General features: G+C 63.3%; 14 protein-coding genes. 9 read left to right on the plus strand and 5 right to left on the minus strand.

All coding sequences use genetic code 11. The features are described from left to right. Window positions 1-247: 247 nt before the first annotated feature. Entirely contained in the window at window positions 248-4,297 is a 4,050-nt protein-coding gene (gene purL, locus H3H36_RS01620; protein ID WP_182213228.1) for a phosphoribosylformylglycinamidine synthase, read from the plus strand. Between the two features lie 68 nt (window positions 4,298-4,365). Here the strand turns inward: purL and H3H36_RS01625 are convergent, their stop codons facing one another. Then, window positions 4,366-5,001 carry an AF_1327 family membrane protein gene (locus H3H36_RS01625; RefSeq protein ID WP_182213230.1) on the minus strand — a complete coding sequence of 212 codons (636 nt, stop codon included), beginning with the start codon at window positions 4,999-5,001 and terminating at the stop codon, window positions 4,366-4,368. A gap of 94 nt (window positions 5,002-5,095) precedes the next feature. Between H3H36_RS01625 and H3H36_RS01630 the strand changes: the two genes are divergently transcribed. Further along, window positions 5,096-6,142: an AraC family transcriptional regulator gene (locus H3H36_RS01630; protein ID WP_182213232.1), complete on the plus strand. Its 1,047-nt coding sequence runs from the start codon at window positions 5,096-5,098 to the stop codon at window positions 6,140-6,142. 8 nt (window positions 6,143-6,150) lie between these two features. Here H3H36_RS01630 and H3H36_RS01635 read toward each other — a convergent pair whose 3' ends face one another. Both H3H36_RS01635 and H3H36_RS01640 read right to left on the minus strand, forming a co-directional pair. After that, window positions 6,151-6,819, minus strand: coding sequence for a DNA alkylation repair protein (locus tag H3H36_RS01635; protein ID WP_182213235.1), 669 nt, complete (start codon window positions 6,817-6,819; stop codon window positions 6,151-6,153). 7 nt (window positions 6,820-6,826) lie between these two features. Beyond that, window positions 6,827-7,852, minus strand: coding sequence for an AraC family transcriptional regulator (locus H3H36_RS01640; protein ID WP_182213238.1), 1,026 nt, complete (start codon window positions 7,850-7,852; stop codon window positions 6,827-6,829). 125 nt (window positions 7,853-7,977) lie between these two features. Between H3H36_RS01640 and H3H36_RS01645 the strand changes: the two genes are divergently transcribed. From H3H36_RS01645 to H3H36_RS01655, 3 genes are read left to right on the plus strand one after another with little or no spacing between them, the layout of a single operon-like run. Then, window positions 7,978-9,000, plus strand: coding sequence for a 2Fe-2S iron-sulfur cluster-binding protein (locus tag H3H36_RS01645; RefSeq protein WP_182213241.1), 1,023 nt, complete (start codon window positions 7,978-7,980; stop codon window positions 8,998-9,000). Next, a complete protein-coding gene (locus tag H3H36_RS01650) occupies window positions 8,997-10,175 on the plus strand; it encodes an alkane 1-monooxygenase (RefSeq protein WP_182213244.1) in 1,179 nt (392 codons plus the stop codon). Before H3H36_RS01645 ends, H3H36_RS01650 begins: the two co-directional genes overlap by 4 nt. Then, window positions 10,165-11,784 carry a GMC family oxidoreductase gene (locus H3H36_RS01655; RefSeq protein WP_182213247.1) on the plus strand — a complete coding sequence of 540 codons (1,620 nt, stop codon included), beginning with the start codon at window positions 10,165-10,167 and terminating at the stop codon, window positions 11,782-11,784. The genes H3H36_RS01650 and H3H36_RS01655 overlap by 11 nt, the downstream gene beginning before the upstream one ends. Window positions 11,785-12,127: 343 nt before the next feature. On the opposite strand, the gene H3H36_RS26830 is transcribed toward H3H36_RS01655, so the two are convergent. Further along, a complete protein-coding gene (locus H3H36_RS26830) occupies window positions 12,128-12,388 on the minus strand; it encodes a hypothetical protein (protein WP_229219707.1) in 261 nt (86 codons plus the stop codon). On the opposite strand from H3H36_RS26830, the gene H3H36_RS01660 reads away from it, so the two are divergent. The 4 genes from H3H36_RS01660 (at window position 12,308) to H3H36_RS01675 (ending at window position 17,913) form a co-directional block, all read left to right on the plus strand. Then, window positions 12,308-13,546: a dicarboxylate/amino acid:cation symporter gene (locus H3H36_RS01660; protein ID WP_229219692.1), complete on the plus strand. Its 1,239-nt coding sequence runs from the start codon at window positions 12,308-12,310 to the stop codon at window positions 13,544-13,546. The genes H3H36_RS26830 and H3H36_RS01660 overlap by 81 nt on opposite strands. Before the next feature lie 41 nt (window positions 13,547-13,587). Next, complete coding sequence (locus H3H36_RS01665; RefSeq protein WP_511268649.1) at window positions 13,588-14,583, plus strand: porin; 996 nt, start codon at window positions 13,588-13,590, stop codon at window positions 14,581-14,583. An 83-nt stretch (window positions 14,584-14,666) separates the two neighbouring features. Next, entirely contained in the window at window positions 14,667-16,577 is a 1,911-nt protein-coding gene (locus tag H3H36_RS01670; RefSeq protein WP_182213254.1) for a sensor histidine kinase, read from the plus strand. Beyond that, a complete protein-coding gene (locus H3H36_RS01675; protein WP_182213256.1) occupies window positions 16,570-17,913 on the plus strand; it encodes a sigma-54-dependent transcriptional regulator in 1,344 nt (447 codons plus the stop codon). Before H3H36_RS01670 ends, H3H36_RS01675 begins: the two co-directional genes overlap by 8 nt. Window positions 17,914-17,977: 64 nt before the next feature. Here the strand turns inward: H3H36_RS01675 and H3H36_RS01680 are convergent, their stop codons facing one another. Next, a complete protein-coding gene (locus tag H3H36_RS01680) occupies window positions 17,978-18,754 on the minus strand; it encodes a peptidylprolyl isomerase (protein WP_182213259.1) in 777 nt (258 codons plus the stop codon). Between the last annotated feature and the right edge of the window lie 26 nt (window positions 18,755-18,780).

The raw sequence follows: 18,780 nt of genomic DNA on the forward strand, positions 1-18,780 counted from the left end.
CATACCCCAAGCACTGGCAAAATTGCAGGGGAAGCCCGTGTTTCCCGCCCGGCAAGCCCGATTTTGGTCCCGAAACGGCAAAAAATGTTGCTTTGGCACCAGCTTTTTCCCCGAATAAGGGCTGTAGGGAGGAGGGAGAAAACGGTATAATGCGCGCAACGGAAATCTTGCAAAACCGCATCCGACCAGTTTCGTACCGTTTCACCCTTTAAATCCGCAGCCTCGCTGCATCAACCATCTCCCAGCCATGTTGATTCTGCCGGGCTCCAACGCCCTGTCCGCATTCCGTAGCCAACGCCTGTTAACCCAACTGCAAACGGTGCTGCCCGCCGTGGCCGCAGTGCAGGCCCGATATGTCCACTTCATCGACGCCGCCGCGCCCCTGTCGGCCGACGACAGCAGCCGCCTGGGAGCCCTGCTGACCTACGGCGAGCCGGCCCATGCCGGGCACGCCGAAGGCGCCGTCGAGGAATTCTTCGTCATCCCCCGTTTTGGCACGATTTCGCCGTGGGCTTCCAAGGCCACCGACATCGTCCACAACTGCGGCATGGCCCATATCAAGCGCGTGGAGCGGGGCGTGGCCTATCGCATCATCCTCAAGGCCGGCTTCCTGGGCACCGGCATCGGCGCCGTCAAGAAGCTGTCGGAGACGGAGACGCAGGCCGTGGCCGCGCTGCTGCATGACCGCATGACCGAATCCGTGCTGCGCCACCCGGACGAGGCGGCGGCACTGTTCCGCACCCTGGACGCCCGTCCGCTGGAGACGGTGGACGTGCTCGGCGCCGGCAAGCAGGCGCTGGAAAAGGCCAACACGGACCTGGGCCTGGCCATGTCGGACGACGAGATCGAGTACCTGGACGCCGCCTTCACCAAGGCCGGCCGCAACCCGACGGACGTGGAACTGATGATGTTCGCGCAAGCCAACAGCGAACACTGCCGCCACAAGATCTTCAACGCCGACTGGACCATCGACGGCGTGGCGCAGGACAAGTCGCTGTTCCAGATGATCAAGAACACCCACTTGTTGCAGCCCAAGGGCACTATCGTGGCCTACAGCGACAACTCGTCCATCATGGAAGGCGCGGAAGTGGCGCGCTTCTTCCCGCGCGGCGACAAGCATGAATACGCCGCCTCGACCGAGCTGACCCACACCCTGATGAAGGTGGAAACCCACAACCACCCGACCGCCATTTCGCCATTCCCTGGCGCCTCCACGGGCGCCGGCGGCGAGATCCGCGACGAGGGCGCGACCGGCCGCGGCGCCAAGCCCAAGGCCGGCCTGACCGGCTTCACCGTGTCCAACCTGATGCTGCCGGGCGCCGTGCAGGCGTGGGAAAACGCGGCCAGCGTGACGGCTGGCGCGGCCCACCGCGACACCACCAAGGTCTACGGCAAGCCAGACCGCATCGCCTCGCCGCTGCAGATCATGATCGAAGGCCCGCTGGGCGGCGCCGCGTTCAGCAATGAATTCGGCCGTCCCGTGCTGGGCGGTTACTTCCGCACCTACGAACAGAACATCGGCCGCCAGTTCGCCGGCGCCAGCGACACCGTGCTCGGCTACCACAAACCCATCATGATCGCCGGCGGCATTGGCAACATCTCGGCCCAGCACACGCACAAGAACGACATCCCCGTCGGCAGCCTGCTGATCCAGCTGGGTGGTCCCGGCATGCGCATCGGCATGGGCGGCTCGGCCGCTTCCTCGATGGCGACCGGCACCAACACGGCCGACCTGGACTTCGACTCCGTCCAGCGCGGCAACCCGGAAATGGAACGCCGCGCCCAGGAAGTGATCAACGGTTGCTGGCAAATGGGCCCGGCCAACCCCATCATCTCGATCCACGACGTGGGTGCGGGCGGCCTGTCGAACGCCTTCCCGGAAATCACCAACGACGCCAAGCGCGGCGCCATCTTCGACCTGCGCAAGATCCCGCTGGAAGAAAGCGGCATGGCGCCCAAGGAGATCTGGTCCAACGAATCGCAGGAACGCTATGTGCTGGCCATCGCGCCGAGCGACCTGCCCGTGTTCCAGGCCCTGTGCGAGCGCGAGCGCTGCCTGTTCGCCGTGGTCGGCGTGGCCACCGAGGAGCGCCAGCTGAAACTGGTCGACCCTGAATTGGGCAACAACCCGGTCGACATGCCGATGGACGTCCTGCTGGGCAAGCCGCCCAAGATGCAGCGCGACGTGCACCACGTGCAGAACGATTTCCCCGCCATCGACCTGACCGGCATGGACCTGGAAGAAGCGGCCAAGCGCGTGCTGCTGCTGCCGACCGTGGGCGACAAGTCCTTCCTGATCACCATCGGCGACCGTACCGTGGGCGGCATGAGTGTGCGCGACCAGATGGTCGGCCCTTGGCAGGTGCCGGTGGCCGATTGCGCCGTCACCGCCATGAGCTTCGAAGGCTACCTTGGCGAAGCGATGTCGATGGGCGAGCGCACCCCGCTGGCCGTGATCGACGCGCCGGCGTCGGGCCGCATGGCCGTGGGCGAAGCGATCACCAACCTGGCCGCCGCCGCGATTCGCGACATTTCCGACATCAAGCTGTCGGCCAACTGGATGGCCGCCTGCGGCCAGCCTGGCCAGGACGCGGCCCTGTACGACACCGTCAAGGCGGTCGGCATGGAACTGTGCCCGGCGCTGGGCATCAGCATCCCGGTCGGCAAGGATTCGCTGTCCATGCGCACCACCTGGCGCGACGAAAAAGAGGAAGCGAAAGCCGTCACCAGTCCCGTGTCGCTGATCGTGTCGGCGTTCGCGCCCGTGCACGACGTGCGCAAGTCGCTCACGCCGCAGATCAAGACCGATGCGGGCGACACGTCCATCATCCTGATCGACCTGGGCCGCGGCAAGAACCGCCTGGGCGCGTCGGCGCTGTCGCTGGTCATGGGCCAGCTGGGCAACGAGACGCCGGACGTGGACAGCGCGGAAGACCTGAAAGGCTTCTTCGCCGCCATCCAGCAACTGAACAATGACGGCAAGCTGCTGGCCTACCACGACCGCTCCGACGGCGGCCTGTACGCCACGCTGGCCGAGATGGCCTTCGCCGGCCGCGCCGGCCTGTCGATCAACCTCGACATCCTGACGCTGGACCAGGGCCACGGCGCCGACCAGGGCGACGCCAAGAACTGGGCCGGCCAGATCGCCGAGCGCCGCAACGAGCAAACCATCCGTGCGCTGTTCGCCGAGGAGCTGGGCGCCGTGATCCAGGTGCGCGCCGACGAGCGCTCGCTGGTGATGGATGTGCTGCGCTCGTTCAACCTGGGCGCTTGCAGCCACATCATCGGCAAGCCGAACGACCGTGGCGTGATCGAATTCACGCGCGACGCCAAGACCATCTACAGCCAGCCGCGCGCCGCGCTGCATCGCCTGTGGAGCGAAACGAGCTGGCGCATCGCCCGCCTGCGCGACAATCCGGCCTGCGCTGATGCCGAATACGACCGCCTGCTGGACGAAACCGATCCTGGCATGACGCCCAAGATCACCTTCGATCTGGCCGAGAACGTGGCCGCGCCATTCCTCGCTACCGGCGTGCGTCCGCGCGTGGCCATCCTGCGCGAGCAGGGCGTGAACTCGCACATCGAGACGGCGTACGTGATGCACCAGGCCGGCTTCACGGCCGTGGACGTGCACATGAGCGACCTGATCGCCGGCCGCGTCAAGCTGGACGACTTCCAGGGCATCATCGCCGTCGGCGGCTTCTCGTACGGCGACGTGCTGGGCGCCGGTGAAGGCTGGGCCAAGACCATCCTGTTCAACGCCGCCCTGTCGGAGCAGTTCGCGCGCTTCTTCGCCCGCACCGACAGCTTCGGCCTCGGTGTGTGCAACGGCTGCCAGATGATGAGCAACCTGAAGTCCATCATTCCGGGCGCCCATGCATGGCCGAAGTTCACCACCAACAAATCGGAGAAGTTCGAGGCACGCTTCTCGATGGTGGAAGTGCTCGATTCGCCGTCGATCTTCTTCAATGGCATGGCCGGCACCCAGACCGCCATCGCCATCGCCCACGGCGAAGGCTATGCGGACTTCAGCCAGACCGGCAACATTAACGAAGCCGTGGCCGCCATGCGCTTCATCGACAACCGCGGCGCCGCCACGGAAGCGTATCCGTACAACCCGAACGGTTCGCCGCAGGGCTTGACGTCGGTGACGACGCCGGACGGCCGCTTCACGGTGATGATGCCGCACGCCGAGCGCGTGTTCCGTACCGTGCAGCAGTCGTGGCACCCGGAAGCATGGGGTGAGGATTCGCCTTGGATGCGCATGTTCCGTAACGCCCGCAAGTTCGTCGGCTAAGCAAGCACGCAGCAAAGCAAACGGCCCCGTTTCGGCGACGAAACGGGGCCGTTTTTACGTTTTGGGGTTCAGATCCAGTGCAGTACACCAGCGAACAGTCCCAGGCCGCTGGCCACGGTGGCGCCCAGTCCCGAGACGACGGCCACCTGGCGCTTGAGCGAACGCATGTCGTGCACCAGGTAGGCGACGACGAAGAAGGGCATGTAGCCGACCAGCCAGATCAGCCACGGCGCACCCGCGTTCCAGCCGGACCACTCCCACGTCAGCGCGCCGATGTGGTTGAGCCACAATTCCACGCACACGCACAGCACGGAATTGACGGCCGCGAACAGCCAGCGGTTGTTGATGCCGAGGATTTTTGCCTCGGCGTCGGCCGGCAGCATGCGCACCGCGTACAGGCCCATGATGGCGAACATGAACGTGATCTCCACGTTCAGGCCGATCAGGATCACGTAGGCTGAACTGCCCGGCGTGCCCCAGGCGGGCGCGAAGCCGGAGAAGTGGAACAGCAGGCCGTTCCAGATTTCGTTCATCCAGTCCATCAGCCAGAAGGCGAGGCCGGCCAGCACCACATTCCAGCGGCGCGCGGCGGCCTGTTCGCCGTAGGCCTGCACCACCAGCACCAGCAGGGGAATCACATACCACTGGAAATGGGCGGCATTACGCACCAGCGCTTGTGCCTGGGCGGCGGAATCTGCGATCATTTGTGTTGTCTCCTTTTTATGAAAACTGCGATTGTAGAGACCGCGATAGGCGCTGGCTTGACAGCGTAGGTCGCATATTTTGACAAATTAGGCCATGTCCAATCCTCTCCGCGTTTTACCTGCCACCGTCATGGGGCTGACCGGCAGCGTGCCCGGTGCCTACGTGCGCCTGCTGTTCGACTACCTGGCGCAACAGGGGGCGGACGCCGGCGCCATCCTCGGCGAGGCGCCGCCATCACCGGAGGCGACGCCGCCGTCGTATCCCGTGCTGCGCTGGGCCGGCATGCTGGCTGCCGCCGCGCGCGAGTTGCGCGATCCGGCCCTGGGCTTGCATGTGGGCGCCACCATCACACCGGCCCACCTGGGGCCGCTGGGCTACGTGCTGCTGGCGTCGCAATCGGTGCTGGCAGCGTTGCAGCGCTACCTGCGCTACCAGCGGCTGGTGCATGACGTCAGTCCCGTGCGCACCTATCCGGCCGACGACAGGCTGGTCCTCGAGTGGAGCGATGAGTCACGCCATATCGGCTTGCTGGCCAACCAGTGCGGACTGGCGGCGCTGGTGCAGTTCGCGCGCGACATCACGGGCAGCGATATCGACCCAGTCGTGATCCATTTCGTCGAACCGGCGCCGGCGGACGTGGCGCCATATGCGGTGCTGTTCCGTTGTCCGGTGTTGTTCGGGCAGGAGGCGACCCGTGTCTGTTTCCCCCGGCAGTTGCTGGACTTGCCATTGCGCCGCGCCGACCCGGCCCTGGTGGCCATGCTGGAACGGCAGGTGCAGGCCAGCCTGGAGGCCTTGCCCGGCCCGGACCACATGCTGCAAGCGGTACGACGGTGTATTTCCAGCCACCTGCTGGACGGCGAAGCCATGCTGGATCAGGTGGCGCAGGAACTGCACGTGTCGGGACGCACGCTGCGGCGCTGGTTGCAGGCGCGCGGCTGGAGTTTCCGCAATTTACTGGAAGACACGCGCCGCCGCCTGGCCGAGCATTATCTGCGCGACACGCCATTGTCGCTGCCCGAGGTGGCCTTGCTGCTGGGCTATTCGGAACAAAGCGCGTTCAACCGTGCCTTCATGAACTGGTGCGGCATGACGCCGCGCCGCTGGCGCCTGGCCGCCCGCAAGTCGGCGCAGGGCTAACGGCGAAGTCAGTGATGTTGGAGGTGCTTGTTCGCTTCGCGGTAGCTGAGTGGCGCCAGATGATTTTTTTCGGCACGCAGGAAGGCCGCCACGGCATCGGGGTCATGGCGTGCGTAGTCGCGCAAGGCCCAGCCGATTGCCTTCTGGATGAAGAACTCGCGTTCCGGCGCCAGCGTGCGCGCGTAGTTGAACAGCCGGTCGCTGTCGGTGCGCGCACGCCAACCCAGTTGATGCAGCATCGCGATCCGGCGCAGCCACATGTTGGGACTGGTTAATGCCGCGTCCATACCGTCGTGTTGGCCGGCCAAAATTTCGCCAATGAGGGAGGCGAGTCCGTCCACCGTGTCCCACCACGATTTTTCCTGCGCCAGTAACAGCAAGGCGGGGATATTCCCAATGCTTAATTCTTCATGCCTGAGGGCCAGCAGGTCCAGCGCCGCATACTGGTATTCGCGTTCCGGCAGCGCCCATAATTGTTTTGCCAGTGCCAGCAAATGCGCAGCGCCGCGACCTTTCAATTCCGCGAGAATCGGTTTCAAGCAATTGCGCCGCAATGGCGTGGGCACGCCCAGGAACAGGAACTGGTTGCGCATATAGGCACGCATCGCTTCGGCGCGGGCTGCCTGTGCGTGCGCCGTGAGTGCGTCGCGGACAGCCTCCAATGCGGACGCGCTCATGGCTGTCCTAGCTCCCGTTCAGTGTACCGTTAACGCCCGCCTGGTAGGCGGCCGGAGAGATGGCTTGCCACCGGATGAAGGCGCGGCGGAAATTGGCCGTGTCCGTGTAGCCCAGCTGGTAGGCGATTTCCTGGATGGTCAGCTTGCCAGCCTGCAAGTGTTCCAGCGCCAGCTTGTGGCGCACTTCATCGAGCACGTCGCGGTAGGACGTGCCTTCTTCCAGCAAGCGCCGGTGCAGGGTGCGCGGCGTCAGGTTGAACAGCTGGGCGGCCACTTCCAATGATGGAAACGCGTCTTGCCGCTCCAGCAGCACGCGCGTGAGCTTGGCCGCCCATGCGGGCTCGGCGCTCATGCCGTGCATTTCGCGCTGACACGCCTGAATCGCCTGCCGCAGCGTGGTCGGATCGCCCATCGTCAGTGGCTGATCGAGCGCGCTCGATGGAAATACGAAGCCGCACCACGACTGCCGGTAACGCACTTCGCAGCCGTACAGCCGCTCCACCTGGGCCGCATGCGGCGGCGCATCGAAATTCCAGCACACGTACGGTATGGGCGCGGTGCCGGCCGTGATGAAGTCATACAGATTCTTGATGGTCAACACGATCGCTTCCAGCACCGGCTGCCGCACGCGGCCCAGTGGCAGCGCGTCTTCGAACACGAAGCGCAGCTCCGTTCCCACTGTTTGCTGGCGTACGTTCACCAGCCGCGTGCGGGTAAGGAAATACTGCTCGATCAATCCGATCGCATCGGCCAGCGTGGCGCAGTTCATGGCGGCGTAGCCCAGCATGCCGTGGCTGTTGACGCGCATGCGCTCGCCGACGAGCAGGCCGAACGCGGGATCGCCCGTGGCATCGATGGCGTCCTGCACCGCCTGCTGGAAGGCGTCCACGCCGAGGATCTGGAATTCACCCGCCGGCAAGGCATCCCAGCGATTGCGCAGGAATGACGCGGGCAGGGCCACGTTCATCCGCCTCACCTGGTCGACGATCTGGCGTATGTACTGGACCGGCAATGCGAATTGGGGAGCGGGCATGGCGGATGGCGTGGTGGAGCGTGTCGCCATTGTCAGAAAATGACTGCTCGATGTCAACAGCTAACCTCGTCCGAAAGGCAAGGCGGGCCTACGATGATGCTGTCAGAACACAACACATTGAGGCCATGTTTTCCATATTTAAGAGAAGAGCGCCGGTCACGGCCCACGTGAACGGGACGCCGGTGCCGGTCGGGTCCGGGGAGACACTGTTGCAGGCGGCATTGCGCAGCGGCATAGACTTTCCGCACAGTTGCCGGGTTGGGGGATGTGCGAGCTGCAAGTGCCGCTTGACGAGCGGGCGGGTCAGGGAACTGACCCCGTCGGGCTACGTGCTGTCGGAAGATGAACTGGACCAGGGATACATCCTGGCCTGCCAATCCGTACCGAGCTCCGATATTGCCGTGGAAGTGGACCTAAGCGCAGCGCCGGCGCGGCGCCGCGTCCCCGGCCGCGTGATAGGCCAGCAGCGCCTCACGCACGACATCACGGCGCTGCGGATACAACTGAGCGAGAGTCTGCACTACAAGGCGGGACAGTTCGCCAACCTGAGGCTGGCGCCGCTGGGCGACCATGCGCGCAGCTATTCCTTCGCCACGGACGTGCAGCCGGACGGGCAAGTCCAGTTCTTCGTGCGCAAAGTGCCAGGTGGCGCCTTGTCCATGCTGGTCAACGAAGCCAGCCTGGTCGGAACGGAGGCCACGGTGGAGGGGCCGCTGGGCGAATTCTGGCTGCGTCCGGCTGATGCGCCGCTGCTGTTCATCGCCGGCGGCAGCGGACTGGCGCCCATCCTCGCGATGCTCGGGCAGGCGGCGCGTAGCGGTTGCGGACGGCCGGTGACCCTGCTGTTTGGCGCCCGCGGCGAGCGCGATCTTTACGGACTCGAAGCCATCCAGGACATCGCCCGGCACTGGCCGGCGCAGTTCAGCTTCCTGCCGGTCCTGTCCGGGCCGCCCGACGCCGATGGCTGGCAGGGTGCGCGCGGCATGGTCGGTGACCATCTCGCCCGGCATGTGGCTGGCGATGCGCACGCTTACCTGTGCGGGCCGCCAGTCATGGTCGACGCGTGCACGGCCACGCTGACGCACTGCGGGGTGGCCCGTGAACACATCTTTGCAGATCGATTTACAACTATAAGGGGACAACAATGAGCATTTTCCATTATCTCAAGTATTTTCTGTTTCACGTGATTGGCTTGTGCGCGCTGGCCGCGCTGGTCGCTGGCGGCACCGCCATCCCCATCGGCTTCGTTGCCGTGGTGGCGACCTACCTGATCGGCGACGCGATCGGCGGTGACGACACCAGCACCCCACGCATCGGCTATCCCAGTATCCTGACTTTCCAGTTGTGGCTGGCGTTACCCTTGCTGGCGACTATCGTGTTTGCATCGGTGTGGAGCGTGTGCCAGACAGACGTGCTGGGCTTCGGCGCCTGGGTCACGGGGCTGAGTGGTATCGACGTGCTTGCCTCACGGCATGCCACCACGCCATGGCAGCACGGCGCGGGCGTCCTGCTGACGGGCCTGATGATAGGCATGATAGGCACCATTCCCGGTCATGAATTGACGCACCGGACATGGGACAAGGTTTCCATGCTGGTTGGGCGCTGGTTGCTGGCGTTTAGCTTCGACACGATCTTTTCCATCGAGCACGTGTACGGCCACCACCGCTACGTATCGACCGTGGAAGACCCCGCCACCGCGCCACGCGGCCGCAACGTGTACTTCCACGTGATCATCTCCACCATCCGCGGCAATGTCAGCGCCTGGAACATCGAGAAGAAGCGCTTGCGGCGCGCAGGGCGGGGCGCCGTGTCGCCATACAACGCCGTGATCCGTGGCCACCTGATGAGCGCCTTGCTGGTCGCCGCCGCCTGGATGGCGGGTGGCGCGACCGCCGCCGGCTATTTCATCCTGTGCGGTTTGGCCGGTAAAGCGCTGCTGGAAATCGTCAACTACATGGAACACTACGGCATCGTGCGTGATCCCGCCACGCCGGTCCAACCACGCCACTCGTGGAATACCAACCGCCGCTTCAGCTCCTGGACCATGTTCAACCTGACCCGCCATTCCCATCACCACGCGCAAGGCGAAGTGCCATACCAGGACTTGAAGCCGTTCCCGGACGCGCCGATGATGATCAGCGGCTACCTGACGACGATCGTGGTGGCAATGATTCCACCGCTGTGGCACCGCCTGATGACGCCCAAAGTGATGGCCTGGGACCGCGACCACGCGACGCCGGCCGAGCGCAAGCTGGCAGCGGTGGCGAACGCACGCAGCGGCATGGCGGCGTTCGTGCGGCAGGAGGCCCGGCATGGAGTTTGATTATGTGATCGTAGGCGGCGGCTCCGGCGGCGCGACGCTGGCCGCCCGCCTCAGCGAAGACCGCACGGTGAGCGTGTGCCTGATCGAGGCCGGCGGCGAGGGCAACGGCATCCTCGTGCGCGCGCCGGCAGCCGTGGTGGCGATGGTGCCCGGACGGCCCAAGATCAACAATTATGCGTTTGAAACAGTGCCGCAAGCGGAGCTGAACGGCCGGCGCGGCTACCAGCCCAGGGGCAGGTGCCTGGGCGGCTCCAGCGCCATCAACGCCATGCTGTACATCCGAGGCCAGCGCCAGGATTACGACGAGTGGGCGCGCCTGGGCTGCACGGGCTGGTCGTTCGATGATGTATTGCCGTATTTTAAACGTGCGGAAGGCAATGAACGGGGTGCCTGTGCCTGGCATGGCGCGGACGGCCCGCTGCAGGTGGCGGAACAACGTAATCCGCGCCGCATCACGGAAGATTTCGTGCGGGCTGGCGAGGAGTGCGGATACCGGCGCAACCACGATTTCAATGGCCCCGATCAGGAAGGCGTGGGCCATTACCAGGTGACCCAGTTCCACGGCGGCGCGCGCAATGGCGAGCGGTGTTCGGCGGCCGCAGCCTACCTGCATCCGGTGCTGGATCGGGCCAACCTGAACGTGATGACCCATACGCAAGCGCTGCGGGTGGTGTTCGAGGGCAAGCGCGCGGTCGGGGTCGAGGTACGCCGTGGCGCGACCACTGCGGTCATCCGCGCACGCCGCGAAGTGGTACTTTCTGGTGGAGCTTTTCATACGCCGCAGCTGCTGATGTTGTCCGGCGTGGGCGATCCGGCCGAACTTGTTCGCCATGGAATTGCTGTCCGGCATGACCTGCCGGGCGTGGGCAAGAATTTGCAGGACCATCTGGATTACATCCTGGCCTACCGTTGCAAGGAGACGGATCTGTTCGGTATCGGCGCCACCGGCGCGTTGCGGCTGGCCAAGGCAGCCAACGAGTGGCGCAAGACAGGGCAGGGCATGATTGCGACGCCGTTCGCGGAAGGGGCGGGGTTCATCAAATCCCATCCGGGTGCGGAACGTCCGGATCTGCAGTTGCATTTTGTCATAGGCATCGTTGATGACCATGCGCGCAAATTGCGCCTGGGCTATGGCTTTTCCTGCCATGTCTGTGTGCTGCGCCCGAAGTCGCGCGGGGAGGTCGGCTTGCTAGACGCCCATCCGTCGTCGGCGCCACGCATTGATCCGAAATTTCTGTCCCATCCGGATGACCTGTCCGTGTTGATTAACGGCGCCAGGCGCACCCATGCCATCATGAGCGCGCCCGCCATGGCCAGGTATGGCCACCGGAATCTGTACCCGGTCGACTTTGAGGACGACGCTGCGGTGGCCGCGCAGATCCGGGCCCGCGCCGATACGATTTATCACCCGGTCGGTACCAGCAAAATGGGAACAGACATGATGGCGGTGGTTGATCCTCAATTACGCGTACATGGCATTGAGGGTTTGCGAATAGTTGACGCCTCTGTTTATCCGGCCCTTATCAGCGGCAATACCAACGCGCCAACCATTATGATCGCGGAGCGCGCGGCGGAGTTTATTCGGACGGCGGGCAGGGCTGCGGCGTGATGCCAGTTTGGCGGGCACAAAATGCCGGCAGTCGATGCCGGTATTGATTGCCCGCCAATTTCATTTCGATCTTTCGGTTCCCCATTTTTTAATTACCATTTTTCGTCCCCGCAGCCGTCAGACCAGGATCCTCGCGGTCTCGCGCGCGCCGCAAAACATGCTGGTTTCTGGTCTTTCCGTGCCAAAAGCTGGCACGTGGACGAGCGGAGCGAGGCTCGCCCAGGGATGGCGCTGATCCCATTCCAACTTCTCATACGCCCGCGAGCGGGCCATTCCAACAGTTCATACAGCGGGGCCGCCTGGTGCGCCGTGCATAGCGATAAATTCGTTTAAAAACATTGAGTTAGCTGTCGCATTTGCGTGTTTTGGCACCGGGCACGCCGATTGCTATTACCCCCTCCAGACCAGGACGCTGGTCGCCCTCGACAACAACGGAGCAGGCCAACGACGCCCGCTCCCATCCATAGGCTGGAGGAACGCAATGAAAAAACAACGCCCGTTGACCATCTATATCCTGATCGCGATGGTGCTCGGCATTTTGGTGGGCTATGCCTGCCATGAGACTTTCCCCGATCAGAAAATCACCACGGATATCGCCGCCCATATTTCGATTGCTACGGATGTATTTCTGCGGTTAATCAAAATGATTATTTCGCTACTGGTATTTTCCACCCTGACGATTGGTATTGCCCATATGGGCGATGGCAAAGCGGCAGGCCGGATTGGCGCCAAAGCGATGAGCTGGTTCATTATCGCTTCGCTGGTGTCGCTGACCCTGGGCATGTTGCTGTCCAATTTCCTGCAACTGGGCGCGCACCTGGGATTTCCATTGCCGGCGACTGATGCGTCCACCGGCCTGAAAACGGCGGCCTTTACGCTGAAGGATTTCGTGGCCCACATGGTGCCCAAATCGCCAATCGAGGCGATGGCCAACAATGAAATCCTGCAAGTGCTGGTGTTCGCCATCTTCTTCGGCAGCGCACTGGGCGCCATGGGTGACGCGGGCCGCAAGCTGACGGCCGTGATCGACCAGCTGGCCCAGGTGATGCTGCGCATCACGGGTAGCATCATGAAGCTGGCGCCACTGGCCGTGTTCGCGGCCATGGCGTCCGTCGTGACCACCAATGGCCTGGCCATCCTGGCCACGTTCGCCAAGTTCATGGGCGGTTTCTACCTGGGCATGTTCTGCCTGTGGGTACTGCTGATTGCCGGTGGCTTCGCCTTCATCGGTCGCCGCGTGTTCACCTTGATCGGCTTGATCCGCGAACCTTTCCTGCTGGCTTTCTCGACCGCCAGCTCGGAAGCGGCTTACCCCAAACTGCTCGACGCGCTCGATAAATTCGGCGTGCAGCGCAAGATTTCCAGTTTCGTCTTGCCCATGGGCTACTCGTTCAACCTGGACGGCTCGATGATGTATTGCACCTTCGCCGTGCTGTTCATTTCCCAGGCTTACGGCATCGACCTGTCCATCGGCACCCAAATCACGATGCTGTTGCTGCTGATGCTGACGTCCAAGGGCATGGCTGGCGTGCCGCGCGCCTCGTTGGTGGTGATCGCCGCCACCCTCAACCAGTTCCACATTCCGGAAGCGGGCTTGTTGCTGCTGATGGGCATCGACCAGTTCCTCGACATGGGCCGTTCGGCCACCAATGCGGTTGGCAATGCCGTCGCCACGGCGGTCGTCGCCAAGTGGGAAGGCGCACTGCACGACCCGCAGGAAGCCAGCGACGTGAACGTCGCCACCGCACAAATCCGCGCATAACAACTACATCTTTTATTTGGGAGACAACTATGAAAGCAGCAATCAAATCGGCAACCCGCGGCATGATGGCCTTCGGCATGGTATCGGGCGTGGCCATGGCACAATCGAACGTAACCATTTACGGCGTGGCCGACGCTGGCCTGGCTCTGGAGCGGGGTGGCCCGGCCGGTAGCGTCAGCAAGGTTACCAGCGGCATCGCCTCCGGTTCGCGCCTGGGCTTCAAGGGCAAGGAAGACCTGGGTGACGGTCTGGCTGCCAATTTTGTGGTGGAAAATGGCTTCGGCATCGATACCGGCGCGGCTGGACAAGGCGGGCTGCTGTTTGGCCGCCAGGCTTGGGCTGGCTTGTCCGGCAGCTTTGGCGCGGTGGCGCTGGGCCGCCAGTATTCGCCGCTGTACAAGACGCTGCGCGATGTTGCCGATCCGTTCTGCGATGGCCTGGCCGGCGCGATCACCAACGTCTTCGTGGGCAACACCCGCGTCGATAATATGGTGAGCTATGCCTCGCCGAGACTGGCGGGCTGGTCGGCTGAGCTGGCCTACGGCGCCGGTGAGGTGGCCGGTGACGCGGCGGCCAATCGTACCCTGGGCGCCAGTGCAACCTATGGCGAAGGCCCGTTGACTGTGGTGCTGGTCCACCACCAGCGCGAGAATCCACTCGCCACCGCGCATAGCCGCAACACCCTGCTGACGGCGCGCTATGTGTTCGCCAACGGTGTGACGGGCCACGTGGCCCATGCAGTCAACCGCGACCTGGCCGGCAACGGCAGCAAGGACACCTTGCTGGGCGGCACCATGCGCATGGGTGCTGGCAAGTTCATCGCCTCGGTGATCTACCATCAGGATGATACGGCGGCCGATCGCGATGCGCGCCAATATGCCGTGGGCTATCTTTACTCCCTGTCCAAGCGTACGGACCTGTATACTGCCTATGGTCACGTCAACAATCGCAACGGCGCGAGCTTCAAGATAGGTAATGCCACCGATAGCGGCTCCGGTGCCACGGGCGTTAACCTGGGCATGCGTCACGTCTTCTGAGGCCGGCTGCCGCTTGCTGCGGCATGCGGCGCGGTGCGTGTTTGATCGTGCACCGCGTCGCCCCGGAACCAGAAGAAAGCACTATGCCCCAAGCCGTTACAACCGCAGCCACCAACGTCACGCAAACGGGGCGCAAGCGCTGGACCGGCCGCGCCGTGGTCGTGTGGAGCGTCGTGGCGGCGGTGGGACTGGCGCTGGCCAGCGTCGCCTACCTGTGGGCCGAACGTCTCACCACCGAGCGCTTGCGCGTGAGCGGCGCGCAGCGGCTGGAGGTCTACGCCGGCAGCCTGGAGAATTTGCTCGGCAAGTACGATTTTCTGCCGGGCACGCTGGAATTGAGCGATGATGTGATCGATTTGCTGCAAAAGCCAGAGGATGGCGCTTTGCAGCGGGCGGTCAATGAGCATCTTGAACGGTTGAACGGACTGGCGGGTTCGACCAGCATCTATGTCAGCGATTTACGGGGCATAACGCTTGCGGCTAGCAACTGGCGCGAACCCAATAGCTTCGTCGGTGATAATGTCGCATTCCGTCCTTATGTCAGGGATGCTTTGCGCGGCAGGCCGGCTGGCTTTTATGGGGTCGGCACCACTTTCCTTGAGCCGGGGTATTTCTTCGCCCATGGCATATACCGCAACGGCCGGATGCTGGGTGTGGCGACGGTCAAGGTCAACATCGAAAGGCTGGAAAAGACCTGGATACAGGGGACCGACAAGGTGTTGCTCAGTGACGAACATGGCGTGATCTTCCTGACTTCGGTGCCCGCGTGGAAGTACACCACGCTGAGGCCGCTGTCGGCCGACGTGCGGCGCGAGCTGGCCGCCACGCGCCAGTATTATTCCCATGCACTGACGCCGCTCGATATCCGCTACGAGCCGACCCGTGACGATGGGGTGCAGTTCGTGACGATACGGGCCGCCGCGGCGGGCAGCGGGGCCGATACCTCGCGCCGCATGCTGAGCCAGCGGCTGTCGCTGGCGCCGCGACATTGGCAGTTCATTTATTTGTCGGATCTGAGCCCGGCCCGTTCCAACGCGCAGACGGCATTCCTGCTGGCCTGCCTGTTACAGGGATTCCTGATCGTCCTGTACCTGTATATGCGCCAGCGCCGCCGCAGCCTGCGGCTCAAGCTCAAGGCCAAGGAGGATTTGCAACATGCCTATGACAATCTGGAATTGATGGTGGCGGAACGCACCTACAACCTGAAGCAGATGACGCGCAGCCTGAGTGATGAAATCGCGGTGCGCCAGTGGGCCGAAGACAAGCTGCGCGAAACCCAGAATGAGCTGGTCCAGGCCGGCAAGATGGCGGTACTGGGCCAGATGTCGGCGGGCATCACCCACGAGCTCAACCAGCCTTTGACGGCCTTGCGCACCATGTCCGACAACGCGGCCGTCTTGCTCGATCGTGGCCGGATCGACGATGCCAAGGCCAATCTGGGCATCATCTCCCAACTGGTCGGCCAAATGGGCACGATTACGGGTCAATTGAAGGCATTTTCGCGCAAATCCACCGGTAATATGGCACCGGTGGCGATCCAGCCTGCCGTGGCCAACGCCTTGTTCCTGGTCGAGCGCCGCCTGGAACAGGAGCGGGTAGGATTCCGCCTGAACGTGCATCACCAGGATGCCTGCGCCCTGTGCGAAGGCAACCGCCTGGAACAGGTGCTCGTCAACCTGTTCAACAACGCGCTCGACGCCATGGCCGGGATGGACAACCGCCAGTTGACGGTCAGCATAGACCGCCAGGGTAGCCGGGTGTTGATCTGCGTGGCCGACACCGGACCTGGCATCCCGGACGATGTGCGCGCGCGTTTATTTGAACCGTTCTTCACCACCAAGGAGCAGGGGGCGGGGCTCGGCCTGGGCCTGGCCATTTCCGAGCGGATCGTGGTGGAGTTCGGTGGTATATTGAGGGCCGATCAGGCGCCCGGTGGCGGCGCCCAATTCACGATCGATTTGCCTATTTCGGAGCAGGGAGCGGTACATGGTTGACGGGTTGCAGGTGTTGCTGGTGGAAGATGACGCCACGGTGCGCGCCGGAAGTGTCCAGGCCCTGGACTTGGCTGGCATCACCGTGCAAGGCTACGCGTCTGCCGAGCCGGCGTTGAAAGTCTTAACGCCGCATTTCCCCGGCATCATCGTCACCGACGTCAAGCTGCCGGGCATGAGCGGGTTGGAATTGTTGACCGCCGCCAAGGCGATCGACCCGGAACAGCCCGTCATCCTGGTGACCGGCCACGGTGACATCAACATGGCCGTGCAAGCCATGCGGGACGGCGCCTATGACTTCATCGCCAAGCCCTATTCGTCGGAGCAACTGGTCGAGGTGGTGCAGCGCGCACTGGCGACGCGCGGCCTCATGCTCGAAGTGCAAAGCCTGCGGCGCAAGCTGGCGCAAAGCGCGGGGATAGAAGCCATGCTGCTGGGCGAGTCGCCCGCGATGCGCGAATTGCGCCGCCTGATCGTGGACCTGGCCGATGAGCCCGCCGACGTGCTGGTCTTTGGCGAGACGGGGACGGGCAAGGAAATGGTGGCGCGCAGCCTGCACCAGCACAGCATCCGTGCCAAGCACCACTTTGTCGCCATCAATTGCGGGGCGATACCTGAAAATATCTTCGAAAGCGAGGTGTTCGGACACGAACCGGGCGCTTTTACGGGCGCGGCCAAAAGGCAAATCGGCAAGATCGAACATGCCAACGGTGGCTCGCTGTTTCTGGACGAGGTGGAGAGCCTGCCGCTGGCCATGCAGGTGAAGTTGCTGCGCGTACTGCAGGAGCGCTACGTGGAGCGGCTGGGATCAAACCAGCCGGTGCCGGTCGATGTGCGCATCATCGCGGCGACCAAGGTGGACCTGAAGGAGCTATCGGACCAGCAAAAATTCCGCAGCGACCTGTATTACCGCCTGAACCTGATCGTGCTCCACCTGCCGCCGCTGCGCGAACGGCGCGAGGACATCCCCTTGTTGTTTGAACATTTCGTGCTGGGCGCCGCTGCCCGCTACAAGCGCGAGGTGCCGGTGATGCCCGGTGGGCTGATGCAACGGTTGATGGCGCACACATGGCCTGGCAACGTACGCGAACTGCGCAATATCGCAGACCGTTTCGTGCTCGGCCTGTCGAGCGGTGGCGATGGCTTGCTGGCCGCCTCGGCCGCCACGCCGTTGGCCTTGCCCGAACAGGTGAGCCGCTTTGAACGTGCGCTGATCGAGCAGGAACTGCGCAATGTGGCTGGCAATGTCGCGGAAGCGAGCGTGACCTTGGGCCTGCCCAAGCAAACCCTGTATCACAAGATGCAGAAGTACAACCTGGTGGCCGACGACTTCAAATAATTCGCGGCAATAAAAAAGCGCTTCACGGGGAAGCGCTTTTTTACAGGCGATGGGCCAGGACCAATTACTGGATCTTGGCTTTCTTCATCAGCTCGTCGCGGTAGGCGGCGATCTTACGCTGTTGCAGCGATTCCGCCACCTGGCCTTTGACTTCTTCCAGGGCCGGCAGTTTCACGGCGCGCGAATCTTCCAGCTTGATCACGTGGTAGCCGAATTCCGTCTTGACGGGGGTCTCGGTGATCTGGCCATTCTTCAGGGCCACCATGGCGTCGGCGAAAGGCTTGACCAGTTTGCCGGGAGTCATCCAGCCCAGGTCACCGCCATTGTTGGCCGAACCGTCTTTCGATACTTTCGCCAGTTCCTCGAACTTGCCGCCCGCTTTCAGCTTGGCGATGATGTCCTTGGCTTCAGCTTCGGTACCAACCAGGATGTGGCGCGAGTGGTATTCCTTGTCGCCCATGGCGGCCTTGTACTTGTCGTACTCAGCCTTGATGTCGGCATCCTTGACCGGGTTCTTCTTCACGTAGTCGGCCAGCATGGCATTGATGATGATGCTCTGGCGGGCGTTCTCGATGGCGGCCTTGACGTCGGCGTGGGTGCCGTAGCCTTGCTTGTCCGCTTCCTGGATCAGCACTTCACGGCCGATCAGGTCCTTCTTGATGGCTTCGCGCAGTTGCGGCGAATCCGTTTGCTGGCCCTGGGCCACGACTTGCTTGACGATCTGGTCGATACGCGATGCGGGAATGGCCTTGCCGTTGACGGTGGCGGCGTTCTGCGCGAATACCGGAGCTGCAACTACAGCGATCATCGCTAACAACAGGCGTGCTGGCTTCAAAATCATTATCAAATCCTATAAAAATACAAGAG

It is taken from the genome of Rugamonas fusca (genome assembly GCF_014042365.1).
Lineage (GTDB): Bacteria > Pseudomonadota > Gammaproteobacteria > Burkholderiales > Burkholderiaceae_D > Rugamonas > Rugamonas fusca.